Genomic DNA, 15,245 nt, shown 5'->3' with positions numbered 1-15,245 from the left:
GGCCCCATGGAACTCCACGGGGACCGGCTGTTCGCTCACAGATTCTACCGCGCCGTGCTGGGCGTGATGGGCGCCACCTGGCTTCCGACCGCGGGCCGTGTCGCCGAAAGGTGTCGTCCGGTTCGCACCCACGCCCGTGCGCCGCTGGACGCTCGGCGCTCTGGGCGTCAGAAGCTGGACGGGACGTGCCGGGCGCTGACGCGGCGGTGACCTGCGATGATTACGAGCAGGGCATGGCGTCCCGAGATGGCACTGACACCCTGCTCCTCATCGAAAGCGTCAAGCCTCGGCTGCGAGGCGTGTCCCACGCAGTGGCCTTCGTGGCGGCGCTGCTCGGGTGCATCCAGTTGGCGCTCGTCCCGGTGCGCGGCTCGCAGTACCTGGCCGACCTGGTGTTCGGCGGCAGCCTGGTGCTGATGTTCGGCGTGAGCGCCGCCTACCACCGCTTCACCTGGAGCCTGGACGCCTACCGGCGCATCCAGCGCTTCGACCACGCCGCCATCTACATCCTCATCGCGGGCTCCTTCACCCCCATGGCCACGCTGGACACCACGGGGGACACCAGCCTGTACCTGCTCTGGCTGATGTGGATCGCCGCGCTGACGGGCGCCGGCCTCACGCTCGGGGGCGTGCACACCTCGCGAGGGCTCCGCTCCGCCCTCTACGTGGCGCTGGGCGCGGTGGCCACGCCGGTGATGCTGCGGCTGCCGGAGGTGATTGGCGCGGGGCGCGTCGCGTGGCTCGTGCTGGGCGGCGTCCTCTACGCCGTGGGCGCCGCCATCTACGCGCGCCGCTGGCCCGACCCGCTGCCCACCGTCTTCGGGTACCACGAAATCTTCCACCTGCTCGTCGTGGCCGCCGCGGGCGTGCACTACGCCGTCATCCTGGACATCGTGCGGCGCGCCTGACGCCAGGGCTGCCGCGTCATGGCCGGTGGCAGACCGCGTAGGGCCAGTCGCGCTCACGCGCGCAGCGGGCGAGGCAGGCGTTGCAGTCTCCTGTCCACCGCCCCGTCCCCGCGTCCTTGCAGCGGGAATGAACCCTCAGACACCGCTGCTTCAACTCGTCGTCCGGCTTCGCCTCGCGCGCCTGCATGCTCGTCAGGTACGCGACGGCATCCTCGGAGGAAAGGCCACACCTCTGGGTGTCGGCCGGGTGGCGCTGGAGGCAACACGACAACGCATCCTGGCACGTCGGGGCGGCGGCGAGCGCGGGCGCGGAGACCGCGCGGCGGCTGGGGGCGCTCGTGGCGCTGCTGGAGCAGCCCGGCGCCAGGAGGGCGAGCAAGGTCAGGACGAGCGAGGCGAAGGTCGGCTTCTTCATGGAGGAGGCCTAGAACACGAGGCCCCCTCCTCCGAACATCACCCGGGATGGGTATTCCCAAAGCGTCCGCGATGCCCTCGCGGCGTCAGTACGACCACGGGAAGCGCTTGAAGTCGCGCTTGCGCTTCTGGACGAAGGCGTCGCGGCCTTCCTGGGCCTCGTCGGTGCCGTAGGCCAGCCGCGTGGCCTCGCCGGCGAAGAGCTGCTGTCCCACCAGGCCGTCGTCGGGCAGGTTGAAGGCGTACTTCAACATCTTGATGGCCGTGGGGCTCTTCGTGTTGATCTCCGCGGCCCACTCCAGCGCGAACTCCTCCAGTTGCGCGTGGGGCACCACGGCGTTGACCATGCCCATCTGGAAGGCCTCCTCCGCGGAGTAGTTGGCGCCCACGAAGAAGATCTCCCGCGCCCGCTTCTGGCCAATCTGGCGCGCCAGCAGCGCCGACCCGTAGCCCGCGTCGAACGACGCCACGTCTGCGTCCGTCTGCTTGAACACCGCGTGCTCCTTGCTGGCGATGGTCATGTCGCAGACGACGTGGAGGCTGTGCCCGCCCCCCACCGCCCAGCCCGGCACCACGGCGATGACGGCCTTGGGCAGGAAGCGAATCTGCCGCTGGACCTCCAGGATGTGGAGCCGGCCCAGGCGCGCGGGGTCGGACTCGCCCTCCTCGCCTTCGTACTTGTAGCCGTCCTTGCCGCGGATGCGCTGGTCTCCACCGGAGCAGAAGGCCCAGCCGCCATCCTTGGGCGACGGCCCGTTGCCGGTAATCAGCACGCAGCCCACGTCCGTCATGAAGCGCGTGGCCTCCAGCGCCCGCGACAGCTCGTCCACGGTGCGGGGACGAAAGGCATTGCGGACCTCGGGGCGGTTGAACGCGATGCGGACCGTGCCCTGCTCCACCGCGCGGTGGAAGGTGATGTCCTTGAACTTGAAGCCCTCGACGGCCTTCCAGCGCGCCGGATTGAAGATGTCCGAGACCATGGTGTTCTCACTCGGGGGGAGAGAAGTGGATGCGCGCGGACCCTAGGCGCAGCGGCTGCGCCCGTCCAGGGATGCGCGCGTGGCCCGCACGGAGGCCATGTGTCCGAAGCTCGCGGGAGGACTCAGACCCCGGGCGCAGGTCCCCGTTGTGCGCCCTACAGCAACGCGCCCCCCTTCCGGGCACGGCTTGTGCGCGGCGGGAAGGCAGGTGTTCGCTGTCCGCGTGCGAGTCATGAGGGAGGGATAACCATGGACCTGGACCCGCGGTTCCTGTTGCACCGACGCGCCGTGCTGACCGCGATGGTGGGCGGCGCGGCCGTCTCCTTCCTGGGCTGCCGGAAGAAGCCGACGCCCGCCCCCATCCCGGAGGGCGTCCACATCCCGGACGTGAAGCAGGGCGAGGACGTCTTCGGCTACGTCCAGCGGCTCCGAGGCGGCTTCGACGACACGCTCTACAAGCAGGTCCTGGGCGCGGCCAATCCCTTCAAGGAAGGCGACGCGCTCGTGGGGGTCGCCGCGGCGGAGGAGGGCTCGCGCGCCAACGCGCGCAGGCTCCTGGGGAACACGCGGCTGGCGGACCTGCGGCAGCACCCGCTGCTCCAGGACGAGCTGCACGCGCTGAGCCTGGAGGCCGAGGACCCTCGAGCCGCGGCCCGCACCGCGGACTGGACGCTGGGGCGGCTGCGGCGGTTCCTGCTGGAGTCCGACGAGGCCGCCATCCACGACATCAGCCCCGGCCTGGGCAGCGACGCCATTGGCTGCGTCGTCAAGCTGATGAGCGACGGGGAGCTCATCGCGCTGGGCCGCAAGGTGTTCAACCCGCTGCCGGGCAGCAAGGTGGGCGCCCAGGGCTACATGGGCGCGCGCATCCAGCCCAACTCCCCCACCGACAACGTGGACGACATCCGCTGGCAGGTGTTCGACGGCTTCTCGTACGCGGTGGGTGACGTGGTGCTCGGATGCAACCCGGTGTCCTCCTCGCCGGAGTCCGTGGGCGCCATTGAGTCCGCGCTGCACGAGGTGCTGCTGACGTTCGGCCTGGTGGACGTGTTGCCCCACTGCGTGCTCGCCCACATCGACGTGCAGGCGGAGGTGGAGCGGCGGCAGCCCGGCACCACGGGCGTCTGGTTCCAGAGCATCGCCGGCAGCGACAGCGCCAACGCCACCTTCGACATCTCCGTGGAGAAGATGCTCGCCTACGCGGATGGCCGTACCGGACCGTACGGGCTCTACTTCGAGACGGGCCAGGGCGCGGACTTCACCAACGGCCACGGCCATGGCTACGACATGGTCCTCCACGAGTCGCGCAAGTACGGCTTCGCCAGGGCCCTGTCCCAACGCGTCTCCCGCGCGCGGCAGGGCGAGGCGCCGTGGGTGCACCTCAACGACGTGGCGGGCTTCATCGGGCCGGAGGTGTTCCGCACGCGCGAGCAGCTCGTGCGCTGCTGCCTGGAGGACATCGCCATGGGCAAGCTGCACGGGCTCACCATTGGCCTGGACGTCTGCTCCACGCTGCACATGGACGTGTCGCTGGACGACCTGGACTGGTGCATCGAGCGCATCATGCCGGCGAACCCGGCGTACCTGATGGCGCTGCCCACGAAGAACGACCCGATGCTGGGCTACCTCACCACCGGGTTCCAGGACCACGTCCGCATCCGCGAGCAGTTCGGCTACAAAGTGGATGACCGGATGTGGGCCTTCTTCCAGCGCCTGGGCGTCATCGACGCGCAAGGCAAGCCCACCGCCCACTTCGGGGACCCGGTCTGGGTGTACCTCCAGTACCTGCGCGCCAAGGGCGACCCCCGCTCGGAGGCGGACATCCGGGCGGACGCGGAGCAACAACTGGCGGCGATTCGCGCGCGCGGCGTGCCCATGGCGCGCGGCCATGGCACACACCCCTGGGATTTGGAGCCCTCGCTGGACGCGGAGATGCGCCGCGTCTACGCGGACGCGAAGCAGAGCCTGTGGACGGAGCTGACGCCGGGGTTCATCGGCGCTGTTCCGGACGGCGTGCGGCTGGTGTCGAAGTCGCGGGACCGGACGGAGTACATCCTCCATCCGGAGACGGGCGAGCAGCTCGACGCCGCGTCCCTGGAGGCCGTGCGCGCGCTGAGGGCACGGCACGCGGGACAGTATGACGTGCAGTTGATGGTCTCCGACGGGCTCAACGCGCTGGCCATCATGGATGAGGGGCAGCTCGCGCCGTACCTGGAAGCGGTGCGCGCGGCGCTGCTTTCCGCGGGGTACCAGCCCGCGCCGGAGCACCTGGTGCTCACGTCCGGCCGCGTGCGCGCGGGCTACCGCGTGGGTGAAGCGCTGTACGCGGGGCTGGAGGACACGGACCGGCCCCGGGCCCTCATCCACGTCATCGGCGAGCGGCCCGGCACCGGCCACCACACCTTCTCCGCGTACATCACCGCGCCCTCCGGGGCCGTCTGGTCCCAGCCCGGCAGGGTGGACCACAACATCACCCGCGTGGTGTCCGGCGTCGCGCTCACGGCGTATGCGCCCAGCCTGGCCGCGCCGGAGACGGTGCGGTTGCTCCAGCAACTGGCGCCCTTGGGGGGCTGAGCGTCACGGGCTCCGGCGCGCCATGCGCTCCCCTCAATCCTTCGAGCGCTCGTAGTACCCGTCCGAGAGCGTCCTCATGAAAGCGACGATGGCGTGCTCCTCCTGGGGCGACAATCCCAGGTTGCCCATCTCGACGGTGTTGAGGTTCAACCCCACCTCTGGCGCAGGCCAGCAATCCACGCCGGGCGTGCTGGCGTCACCCGCGAGGCAGACGGGCAGCACATCCCGCGTGTTGTAGAAGTGGACGATGGCTTCGAGGCTCTTGAAGTAGCCGTTGTGGGCGTAGGCCTTGACGAAGGACGGGAAGGGGCGCTTGTCCACATTGCGCAGCGTGGAGACCTTGACCTTGCCCAGGTTGGGGCGGGCATGGGGCGCGTAGTCAGGCCGCGTCTGCACGGAAGCGTTTTCCGTACGGCCCATCACAGACCTTGGCCACCACCGTGGCCACGTTGGGGTTGTTCTGCTCCAACGGGTTGAGGAAGGGGCCCTGGCCCTTCGGCTCGGAGAGCCGGCGGTCGAAGAAGAGCAACTGCTCCACCTGCGTCAGCCCGTCGTGCTTCACCGACCTGTCGTGGAGGAGCGTCTCCTCGAAGCTGGCGGAGACGCGGCTGTCCTCGGGCGTTTCGGAAGCCCCCTCGCCGCTGCCTGGAGGCGCGGGCGCCTCTCGCGGGAGCCGCATGCGGAGTCCCACCGCGGACTGCGGGCGCCCCCTTCCGCCGCGCGGACTCTTGAGCGTTGCGTCAGTTCCCGGCGGACGGAATCAACGTGGCCCGGGCCTCCGGGAGGCGGGCAACGGAGGACCGGAAGCCCGCGTCCCCGAGGCCACCGGGCCGGTAGGCGCGCGCGAACGCCACGAGGAGGTCGGAATAGAGCTGCATCGACCGCTCCGCTCGCATCAGCTCACCACCGAACCGGGAGAGCGTGCCCGGCATCTTCACAGGCGCATCCGAGAAGCTCATGTGACTGCCGCCGGCGACCGCGACGGCCCAGGCCGGCGCGCCGCGGTTGTTCGCCAGGAAGCCGAATGGCGGTCCCCCTGCTTCCGGCGCCGTCTCCGGCCGGTCGGCGCGGCGCGAACGGCTGAGGACGAACAGGGTCGGCTTGCCCGACCCCTCCTTCTCGAAGCGCGTCCCGAACGGAGCCCCCTCGAAATCAGCGCACGCGGCGATTCGTTCGTCGGCCGCGCAGGAATCGAGCGCGACCGCGCCGCCCAGCGAATGCCCCGCCACGATGACGGCCCTGCCCTCGAGCCGCACCCCGGCGGAGCGCACCCGTGGAGCGTCCCGCAGGAGGTCGAGCGTGGCCGTGACGTCCCGCACCCACTCGGCGATGCGCGGCCCCCAGTCCGCCTGCTCGGCCTTGGCCAGGAGCGGATCCTGGCCTGGAGAGGTCCACTCGCCGTCCGCGGCCCGCGAGACACCGGCGTAGGGCAGCTCCACGACCGCCACCACGAACCCGCGCGTGACGAGCCGCGACGCGAGGAATGCATAGCTGTCGCCGGCCATCCCCATGCCCGGCAGCAGGACGATCAACGCCGCCGGCCCCTGGGCCTCGAACCGCGCCCCCGTCACCGCCGGCCCCGGGAGCTTCGCCCAGCCACGCAGCACCTCCGCCGGCATGTCGTAGTACCCCGTGGCGGCGAGGTGATGTGCCGTCCGCTCATCGAAATAGCGGGTGGGCTCCCCGCCAGCCCCCGGGTAGTACAGCGTGACCTGCCAACTGCGCGGCACGCCGGGTCGGGGTGGGGCTTCACGAGCCGCATCGGTCGCGGTCAGCCGCAGCCGCGCGGGCCGGGGGGCTTCGCGTGTTCGCGCAGCGGCCAGGGCGCCCGGCCCCGTGGCCACGAACAGCCATGCCGCGAGCGCTCCCCACCAGGCCCCCACACTGCGTCGTCGCATTCCTGACTCCCCAGGTTTCGCGAGGCACCCCGCCACGCGTTCCTCAGTCATGAAACGGAGCGCCGCCACCCATGTCGCACGCGCCTGCTTCGTGCCTTCCTTTTTCAGCAGCAACTCAAGGTCGTCGAGCCGACGATTCCAGTCACGCTCGAACGACCTCCGACGCGGCAAGGTCCTCGGCGTGGCGCACGTCAGACGCCCCAGGTAGGGTGGCCGTCACTCACGCCACCATGAATCCCGCCGAGAAAGCCGCCCTCCTCCTCGAGCGCCTCCGGGAAGCCCACCCGGATGCGCGCTACGAACTCAACTGGTCCACACCCTTCGAGCTGCTCGTCGCCACCATCCTGGCCGCGCAGTGTACCGACGAGCGCGTCAACCGCGTCACCGCCACCGTCTTCCCCAAGTACCCAGGGCCCCAGGCCTTCGCCGACGCGGACACCGCCGCGCTGGAGGAGGACCTCAAGCCCACCGGCTTCTTCAAGCAGAAGACGAAGTCCGTGCAGGCCATGAGCCGCGCGCTCCTCGACAAGTTCGGCGGCGAGGTGCCCCGCACCCTCGACGCGTTGGTGACGCTCCCCGGCGTGGCGAGGAAGACGGCCAACGTCGTCCTCAACACCGCCTTCAACCTCCCCTCCGGCATCATCGTCGACACCCACGTCGCGCGCGTCAGCCAGCGGCTGGGCTTGACGAAGAAAGACAAGCCCGAGGCGATTGAAGAGGACCTGATGAAGCTGGTGCCCCAGGAACAGTGGACCTTCTTCGGCCCCGCCACCGTCCTCCATGGGCGTTACACCTGCACCGCGAAGAAGCCGAAGTGCGAGACGTGCATCATCCGCGACGTCTGCCAACGCATCGGCGTCTGATGCCCAGGCCGGACGCGGCGGCGGGGGCCGACAGCCCCCGCCACCCTGCTGTTTCAACCCCTGGACGCTGATTACTTTCCGCTCAGCGCCTTGACGGCCGCCTGGGCACTCTTGGGATCGTCACAGGAGTTGCTCAGCGGGAACCACCTGCACCCAGGAGGGGGCTTGCCCTGCGAGAACCACTCGTGGTCGCCCCCGAACGCGCGGACGTAGGCGTTGAGGTGCTGGAAGCCGAGCTGCGCCATGAACTGCGAATCCGGGGTCCAGGGCACGCCGGTGTCCTTGCTGTCGGTGTAGGGGGACAGCGGGCCGTCGAACGCGGGGGTCGGCTCGAACTGCACGTATTTCTGATTCGCGGCGGCCTGCTGCTGCGCGCCGAGCAACTTCCCGACGGGGTCATTGGCCACGACGTCGAGGCCAAAGATGTTCGTCGGGTTCGTCAGCGCCTTCATTGTGTCCTTGTTCCAGGCGTGCGGCACCACGTCCTTGGCATTCCAGACGAAGTTGGCCAAGGCGTTGCCGGCGCTGAACACGCGCTTGAAGTGCTCGAGGAACGCCGCATTGCCGATCGACGGCCCCGCTGTCGCCAGCAGGTTCACCTGCCGCCACAGGCTCAGGTTCGTGTCCTTCGTGTCCAGCAGCGAGTCCTGATCCATGAGCGCGAGCATCAGCATCGGGGAGAGGGCTCCGCCCAGGCTGTGCCCGGTGAACCAGAGCGTGATGCCCTCTTTTCCCTTGAGGCCCGCCAGGTAGGACTGGATGTCCTCGAAAGGCCACTGCATCCCGAGGAGCCGCTTGAGGCCGTCCATATCGCCCGTCGTCACCTGCATCTGCGAGGGCGCATTGCCCGAGCGCTTCCACTCGGTCGGATCGATGTCGAGGTCCTCGGTCTGCGCGTCATAGATGGACAGCGCGTTGGTCCCAGCCACGGCCACCACGTAGACCGGAAGAGGATTGCTGTGATTGCCCACCTGCTGCGCGACGAACATCGCGTTGCTCACCTGTGGGGGGAACGGGCCGTCCAGGGTGTAATGCGGGCCCCACACCACCCTCCAATTCGAGTAGGGAGCACTCAGGCTGTTGATCTGCGCCTGCAAGTCATTCTTGCTCCAGGGGCCAAGTGGGTTGCCCACAGTGGCCTGGCTCGCCAGCCACGAGAGGGCAAACACCTGCTTCTGCATCGGCGTGGGATTGAACATGCGACCTCCGAACGAGGATGGGATTGGGATGGGAACCCCAATGGGCTAGCGCCCACGCGGAAACCACTACAAGCGTTGTGCCATCCCGAGGCCGGGTTGAACGCAGAGAGGGCGCCGCTTCATGCAGTCCCAGCTCAAAGGCAAACCCGCACTGAGCCCTGACGTGTCATGCCCCATCTCCGCCGCGTCAATTCCAGCGCTGACATGTCAGGCAGGTTGAGAAGGAAGGGCTTTTCAATACACATGCCCCGAGCGGACCTGCCCAGCCGTCGCCAACGGCGGATGACTTCAGCACGTCCATCGATCAGCCGTCCAGCCGGCGCAGCGCGACATTGGGAATCACCCGTCCAGTTCAGGGGCGCCCTGCCACGAACAATCCCAATATTGACGCATGGAAATCGAAGCGAGGCTGTGGCGTTTTACGTTCACCATGGCCCATGTCCCCGCTTCTCCTGACTCCGCATCACCCGCTGACGCCCGCCCGGTGGACGCGCACGAGCGGCTGGAGCTCCTCGATGTCCTGCGCGGCTTCGCGCTGTTCGGCATCCTCGTTTCGAACGTGCAGATGTGGTTCAGCGGCAGGGTGTTCCTGACACGGGAGCAGTTCGAGGCGTTCATCGCCAATGCCTCGCTCCTGGACACCGTCACCCGGTACACCTTCGAGGCGCTGGTCTCCGGGAGGTTCATGACCCTCTTCGCCTTCCTCTTCGGTCTGGGCTTCGCGGTGCAACTGGGCCGGGCCGAGGCCCGGGGTGGGGACATCGTCCCGCTCTACGCGCGCCGGCTGGCCGTCTTGCTCGTCATGGGCGTCCTGCACCTGTTCCTGCTCTGGTACGGCGACATCCTGTCCTCGTATGCGCTGATGGGCTTTGGCCTGTTGCTCCTGCGGCGGAGATCGGACACGACGCTGCTCGTCGTCGCGGCGGTGCTCTGCCTGGTCTGGCCGATGCTCATGAACCTCCTTTGGCGGCTGCCGCAGATGCTCGCGGACTCCCCCGAGGCCCGGGAGGCGCTCATGACCGCGGCGCGGGAGAAATCGGACGCGGCCAGCGCGCGGATGTTGACCGCCATCACCAGCGGAAGCTGGTGGGAGGTGACGAAGACGAGCGCCGCGTACTACCGGAACGACTTCTTCTTGATGATGCTGGCCGGGCTGCTGACGTGCCTGGGCCGCTTCGCGCTCGGGCTTTGGGCGGGACGGCGCCGGCTCTTCCATGATGTCCCCGCGCACCGGGGGTTCTTCCGCAAGCTGCTCGGCTGGGGACTGGTCGCCGCGGTAATCGGCACGGTGCCGGGGCTGGTGGTGTCCATCCTCTTCCACCAGAAGGTCGTCACCCCGGAGTCGCTGCCGGTGTGGTTTCCCCTGGTGCTTTCACCGCTGCGCAGCCTGGGGCAGCTCGCGCTCGCGGCCGTCTACCTCGCGGGCATCACCCTGCTCTTCCAGCGCGCCGCCTGGCAGCGGGTGCTGGGGCTGCTCGCGCCCGCCGGGCGCATGGCCCTGACGAACTACCTGTCCCAGACAGTCATCAGCCTGCTCATCTTCTACGCCTATGGCCTGGGACAGGCCATCAAGCGGGGGCCCTTCGCGTGCGTCGTCATCTGCGTGGGCGTCTTCAGCGTCCAGGTGCTGTGGAGCCACCTGTGGCTGGCCCGCTTCCGCTTCGGGCCCGTGGAGTGGCTGTGGCGTTCGCTGACGTACGGGAAGGCGCAGCCCATGCGGCGCGCCGCGTCCGACACGCCCGCGCCCCTGGCCGCGTGACGGCCCCGGCGCGACGCGGTCAGGACTTGTCCGACGGGTGGGGGACGGCCACCCTCACCCGGAAGCCAAAGCCAATCCAGAGGTGGAGGGCGCGCTCGCGGAGGCTTTCGCGCCCCGAGCCGCCGAGCATGCGCACCTTCAGCGTGTCGTACTGCCCCGCGGTGCCGGAGACGAAGAGGCCGGCCCAGAAGTTCCCGCCGAAGTTCTTGTCGAACCCGGCCTGGAGCGTGACGTCGGGCCCTGAGTAGGTGATTTCCGCCGGGGGGACCGAGAGCGCGGTCGTGTCGTACCCGAGCGCGACGCCCGACCAGAGGTCGATGGGCCCCGAGGGGTTCCAGTGGAGGTTCCCCTGGAGTCCGAAGCGGAGGTTGCTGCCTTTGCACGCCCGCTCAGCGGAGCAGCGGATGCGCATCTGCGCATGGGAGAGCTGGACCCAGGGGCCCAGCTCGACGCGCGAGCCGATGCGGAGGGTGGGCTCGACGATGGCGGCGAAGAGCCCCTTGTAGACTTCGTACAGGTAGAGCGGCTCGGCGGCGCCGTCCATGCGCCCGCCCGGCATGAGGTAGCCCCCGCGCGCGGAGAGGGCGAGCCAGCGCGGGAACCCCGGGTCGCGCTCCGCCTGCTCGTCCGCGAAGGTCGGCACGGACACCAGGAGTGACAGCGTGAGCAGGGCCCGCGCTGCGGGGCGAAGGAGCGTTTGCATGGGCAGGCGTTCGGTTATTACGGTCGCTGGACCGTCGTCAATCCAAGGCTTCCCAGTGCAACGACTTCGCCCCTTCCCCATCCCGGCCCTGCTCACGCTGGTGGCCGCTGGCCTCTTCGCCTCCTGTGGTGGCCCCTCCGCCGAAGAGGACGCGCGCGTCTGTGCCAACGTGCAATGCAGCGCGGGGCGCTGCGTCGCCGAAGCGGGCGCCCCCGTCTGCCGCTGCGGCGCGTGGGAGCAGGCCGCGGGGCTCACCTGCGCCATCGTCGCCTACCAGCAGGAGGATGACCACGGGGACACCCGGGAGACCGCCACGGCGTTGGCCCCTTCCGAGGGCTTCCACGAAGGCACCATCAATCCCCCCTTCCGAGCGATGCCGGACCGGGATGTCTTCGCCATGCCCACCGCCGCGGGCCATGGCTACCGGTTCGTCTTCCGGCCCGGCACCCTCACCCCCGTGGACGTGCGCCTCGTGGAGTCCTCCGGGGCCGAGGTGAGGACGCGCCCCCTCCAGTCGAAAGAAGGCACCCGCCTGGAGTTCATCTCCACGGAGGAGGCGCCTCGGTTCATCACCGTGGCCGCGCCGGAAGGAACCAATGCCTCGGGGACGTACTCCTACCGCCTGGAGGACCTGGGCCAGGATGTGCACGGCGACACGCTCGCCACGGCGACGCCGCTCGCGCTGACCAACACGCCTTTCCTGCTCACGCTCGAGTTCGCGGAGGACGCCGATGTCTTCACCTTCCGCACCGAACCGAACCAGGGCTTCCAGTTCTCCTGCGAGGGGACGGACGTCTCCCTGCAGCTCCTGGATGGCGCGGGCGTCCAGATGGATGGCGGGCTGACGTGGGATTCGTCGCGCATCTGCGCTGGCCACTGGAGCCCCCACGCGAGCACCTGGTTCGTCCGCGCCTCCAGCAGTCATGACAAGGCCGTGACGACCCACTGCCAGTTGGACGACCTGGGCCGGGACGAGCACGCGAATGGCGTGCTGGGGGCCACCCCGCTCACGGCGGGTGTCCCCATGGCCGGACGGCACCACGGCCCCAATGACGTGGATGTCTTCTCCTTCGTCGCCACCGCGGGGAACATCTATGACCTCCGCGTCCTCCCGGTTCGGAACCGGAGCATCCGGCTCACGGACGCGAATGGAACGACGCTGGCGGAGACGCAGTGGAACCGCATCGTCCATGTACCGGTATCGGCGGGGACGTACTACGTGCACCTCCCCGCGGACGAAACCTGGGGGAGCGACTTCGAGCTGAAGGTCGACGACCGGGGGCTGGACGACCATGGCGCCACACCCGCGACCGCCACCCGCGCTGACGTGGGAGAGACCGTCACCGGGCTCATCCACGACTACGCGGACCTGGATGCCATCTCGGTTCCGCTCGTCGCGAACATGTACTACCGGTTGTCGTCCTGTCAGCGCAGTTGCACCCTGACGACGCATACGTCTGGCGCCCCACTCTACCGGCTCGAGGTCCAGAATGGCGTGTGGTACATCAATACGCCGATAACGGAGCTCGTCACGTTCATCGTCAGCTCCAGGTCCATTCCCCACGACTTCACGTTCCGGGTGGACTGGGTGGGCAACGATGACCACGGCGACGACGCGGACCACGCCACCCCGCAGAGCGTTCCCCTGGATACGGCCGGCGTCTTCGAGGAGAACCCGGACGTGGACGTGCTCTCCTTCGCGTTGGAGGCGGGCCACACCTACCGGGTGGAGAGCGACAGGGCCCACCTCCGGATCCTGAATCCCCAGGGCGCGGAGGTTGCCCTGTCGTCCGAGATGTATTCAACGACCCGGTACTTCACGGCGGAGTCGTCAGGGACGTATGTGGCGGAGCTCACAACGCCCCGGTACGCCCCGGATCGCCCCACCGTCTGGAGCTTCTCGCTGCGCGAGCAGTGAGCACCTTCGCGGTCCATGTCGAACCTCGACCTGTTCCCCCCTGCCCCGCCGCCGCCGGGCCCGGGGCCGCTGGGGCACCTGCTGAAGCCGGCCCGCATCTACGTGCAGGCGGGCGTCGAGGACTTCGCGCGGGGGCGTGAAATCCTCGCGCGCTTCCCGGACGCGGAGCGGATTCCCGTCGCCTCGCACCAGGGCATCCCGGGGCTCTTCGGCAACGAGGGCAACGCCGAGGCGTGGAACCGCATCAAGGGCAGCACCCTGATTCTGGGTGTGAAGAAGACGATGTCATTCATCCCCAACGGGCGGAGCTGCGACTTCATCCCGCCGTCCGCGGCCAACGGCTGCGTCATGAGCTGCGCCTACTGCTACGTGCCCCGGCACAAGGGCTACGCCAACCCCGTCACCGTCTTCGTCAACATCGACCGCATCCTGGCCGCCATCCGCCGGCACGCGGGGAAGCTGGGGCCCAAGGCGGAGCCGAACAGCGTGGACCCGCGCGACTGGGTCTATGACATCGGCTGCAACAGCGACTGCGCCGCGGACGCCGCCCTCAGTGACAACGTCCGGGACATGGTGCGCCTGTTCACCACGCTGCCCAACGCCAAGGGCACCTTCGCCACCAAGCTGGTGAACCGCGAGCTGCTCACCTATGCCCCCCAGGGCAAGACGCGCATCCGCTTCAGCCTGATGCCCGCGAGCAAGGCGAAGCTGCTCGACGTGCGCACCAGCCCCATCCCCGAGCGCATCGCCGCCATCGACGACTTCGTCGCCGCCGGCTACGAGGTCCACCTCAACTTCTCCCCCGTCGTCGTCTACGAGGGCTGGCAGGAGGAGTACGACGCGCTGTTCCAACAGGTGGACGCGGGCCTTGGCCCCGCGGCGAAGGCGCAGCTCGCCGCCGAGGTCATCTTCCTCACCCACCACCCCGGCCTCCACGAGGTGAATCTCCGCTGGCACCCCAAGGCGGAGGCCCTGCTGTGGACGCCGGACACCCAGGAGGCCAAGGTGTCCCAGGGCGGCGGCCACAACGTGCGCTACCGCACCGGACTCAAGGGCCGCCTGGTGGCGGAATTCAAGGAACTGCTGGCCCGCCGCCTGCCCTACTGCCAGGTGCGCTACGCGTTTTGACGCGCCCCCTGTATCAGGGGTGTGACGAAGGCGGCCCGGCCTGTGGCAGACTCGGCCGGACCATGTGGGATTGGGTCCGCCAACTGGCGGCGTGGTCGCAAGACGATGTTCCGTTCGCCGTGGCGACCGTGACGGTGTGTCAGGGCAGTACCCCCGCCGAGCCCGGCGCGAAGCTGCTCGTCCGCGCGGATGGGACGTTCCACGGCACCGTGGGCGGTGGCCACCTGGAGCAGCTCGTCCTGGCGGACGCCCGCGCCTGCCTGGAGAAAGGAGAGCCCCGTGCGTACCGGTATCCGCTGGGCGCGAAGCTCGGCCAGTGCTGTGGCGGCGTGGTGGACGTCTTCGTGGAGCTGGTGAACCACGGCCCGCGCCTGTACCTGTTCGGCGCCGGCCACGTGGGCCAGGCCCTGTGCCGCACGCTGGACGGCACGCCCTTCCAAATCCACCTGGTGGACGAGCGGCCCGAGTGGGTCCACGGCGAGCGCGTCCCCGCCTCCGTCATCCGCCATGAGGAGCCGTGGGACGTCTTCGCCTCGCGCGCCGTCTGGGACGCCCGCCGCACGTACCTCGCGGTGATGACGCACCGGCATGACCTGGACCAGGACATCATCGCCTTCGCCCTGGAGAAGCCCGCGCGCTACGTGGGCCTCATTGGCAGCGACACCAAGTGGGCCCGCTTCCGGCAGCGGCTGGAGGCCCGGGGCGCGACGGCGGCGCAGCTTGCCCGCGTGCGCTGCCCCATGGGGCTGGAGATTGGGGGCAAGTCCCCCCAGGAGGTCGCGGTGAGCATCGCCGCCGGGCTCATCCAGCTCCACAACCAGGGCCTGGACACCGAAACCAACGCCGAGGCCCCGGCCTCGGAGACGCCCCGCCCGCGCGGGGTCTCCTCAGGAGAATGAGC

General features: G+C 69.2%; 14 protein-coding genes. 7 read left to right on the top strand and 7 right to left on the bottom strand.

The window, feature by feature from the left end:
* Positions 1–233 precede the first annotated feature (233 nt).
* On the top strand, positions 234–908 hold the full coding sequence (trhA, locus tag MYMAC_RS15650; protein ID WP_239989549.1) for a PAQR family membrane homeostasis protein TrhA: 675 nt from the start codon (positions 234–236) through the stop codon (positions 906–908).
* 16 nt (positions 909–924) lie between these two features.
* On the opposite strand, the gene MYMAC_RS15645 is transcribed toward trhA, so the two are convergent.
* Positions 925–1,323: a hypothetical protein gene (locus MYMAC_RS15645; protein WP_043711062.1), complete on the bottom strand. Its 399-nt coding sequence runs from the start codon at positions 1,321–1,323 to the stop codon at positions 925–927.
* 85 nt (positions 1,324–1,408) lie between these two features.
* Entirely contained in the window at positions 1,409–2,302 is an 894-nt protein-coding gene (locus MYMAC_RS15640; protein ID WP_013939729.1) for a 1,4-dihydroxy-2-naphthoyl-CoA synthase, read from the bottom strand.
* 249 nt (positions 2,303–2,551) lie between these two features.
* Here MYMAC_RS15640 and MYMAC_RS15635 point away from each other — a divergent pair, with 249 nt between their 5' ends.
* Positions 2,552–4,876, top strand: a complete 2,325-nt coding sequence (locus MYMAC_RS15635; protein ID WP_095958672.1) for an ethanolamine ammonia-lyase — start codon at positions 2,552–2,554, stop codon at positions 4,874–4,876.
* A gap of 33 nt (positions 4,877–4,909) precedes the next feature.
* On the opposite strand, the gene MYMAC_RS15630 is transcribed toward MYMAC_RS15635, so the two are convergent.
* From MYMAC_RS15630 to MYMAC_RS15620, 3 genes are all read right to left on the bottom strand, one after another.
* Positions 4,910–5,272 (bottom strand): hypothetical protein, encoded by a 363-nt coding sequence (locus MYMAC_RS15630; RefSeq protein WP_013939727.1) that lies wholly within the window; start codon positions 5,270–5,272, stop codon positions 4,910–4,912.
* A complete protein-coding gene (locus MYMAC_RS15625) occupies positions 5,256–5,555 on the bottom strand; it encodes a hypothetical protein (RefSeq protein WP_013939726.1) in 300 nt (99 codons plus the stop codon). The genes MYMAC_RS15630 and MYMAC_RS15625 overlap by 17 nt, the downstream gene beginning before the upstream one ends.
* Positions 5,556–5,616: 61 nt before the next feature.
* Positions 5,617–6,774 (bottom strand): alpha/beta fold hydrolase, encoded by a 1,158-nt coding sequence (locus MYMAC_RS15620; RefSeq protein WP_157757506.1) that lies wholly within the window; start codon positions 6,772–6,774, stop codon positions 5,617–5,619.
* Positions 6,775–7,004: 230 nt separating this feature from the next.
* Between MYMAC_RS15620 and nth the strand changes: the two genes are divergently transcribed.
* On the top strand, positions 7,005–7,637 hold the full coding sequence (gene nth, locus MYMAC_RS15615; protein WP_095958670.1) for an endonuclease III: 633 nt from the start codon (positions 7,005–7,007) through the stop codon (positions 7,635–7,637).
* A gap of 71 nt (positions 7,638–7,708) precedes the next feature.
* On the opposite strand, the gene MYMAC_RS15610 is transcribed toward nth, so the two are convergent.
* Positions 7,709–8,836: a lipase family protein gene (locus tag MYMAC_RS15610; protein WP_095958669.1), complete on the bottom strand. Its 1,128-nt coding sequence runs from the start codon at positions 8,834–8,836 to the stop codon at positions 7,709–7,711.
* A 430-nt stretch (positions 8,837–9,266) separates the two neighbouring features.
* Here MYMAC_RS15610 and MYMAC_RS15605 point away from each other — a divergent pair, with 430 nt between their 5' ends.
* Positions 9,267–10,595 (top strand): DUF418 domain-containing protein, encoded by a 1,329-nt coding sequence (locus MYMAC_RS15605; protein WP_095958668.1) that lies wholly within the window; start codon positions 9,267–9,269, stop codon positions 10,593–10,595.
* A gap of 19 nt (positions 10,596–10,614) precedes the next feature.
* Here the strand turns inward: MYMAC_RS15605 and MYMAC_RS15600 are convergent, their stop codons facing one another.
* Entirely contained in the window at positions 10,615–11,298 is a 684-nt protein-coding gene (locus MYMAC_RS15600) for a hypothetical protein (RefSeq protein ID WP_204817656.1), read from the bottom strand.
* A 55-nt stretch (positions 11,299–11,353) separates the two neighbouring features.
* Here MYMAC_RS15600 and MYMAC_RS15595 point away from each other — a divergent pair, with 55 nt between their 5' ends.
* The 3 genes from MYMAC_RS15595 to xdhC all read left to right on the top strand — a co-directional run bounded on the left by MYMAC_RS15595 (position 11,354) and on the right by xdhC (position 15,243).
* A complete protein-coding gene (locus tag MYMAC_RS15595) occupies positions 11,354–13,216 on the top strand; it encodes a hypothetical protein (RefSeq protein WP_239989548.1) in 1,863 nt (620 codons plus the stop codon).
* A gap of 15 nt (positions 13,217–13,231) precedes the next feature.
* Positions 13,232–14,344, top strand: coding sequence for a spore photoproduct lyase family protein (locus MYMAC_RS15590; protein WP_095958666.1), 1,113 nt, complete (start codon positions 13,232–13,234; stop codon positions 14,342–14,344).
* 62 nt (positions 14,345–14,406) lie between these two features.
* Entirely contained in the window at positions 14,407–15,243 is an 837-nt protein-coding gene (gene xdhC / locus MYMAC_RS15585) for a xanthine dehydrogenase accessory protein XdhC (RefSeq protein WP_095958665.1), read from the top strand.
* Positions 15,244–15,245 lie beyond the last annotated feature (2 nt).

This window comes from Corallococcus macrosporus DSM 14697 (assembly GCF_002305895.1).
In the GTDB taxonomy this organism is placed as follows: Bacteria; Myxococcota; Myxococcia; order Myxococcales; family Myxococcaceae; genus Myxococcus; species Myxococcus macrosporus.
This window is presented reverse-complemented; position numbering and strand designations above follow the sequence as displayed.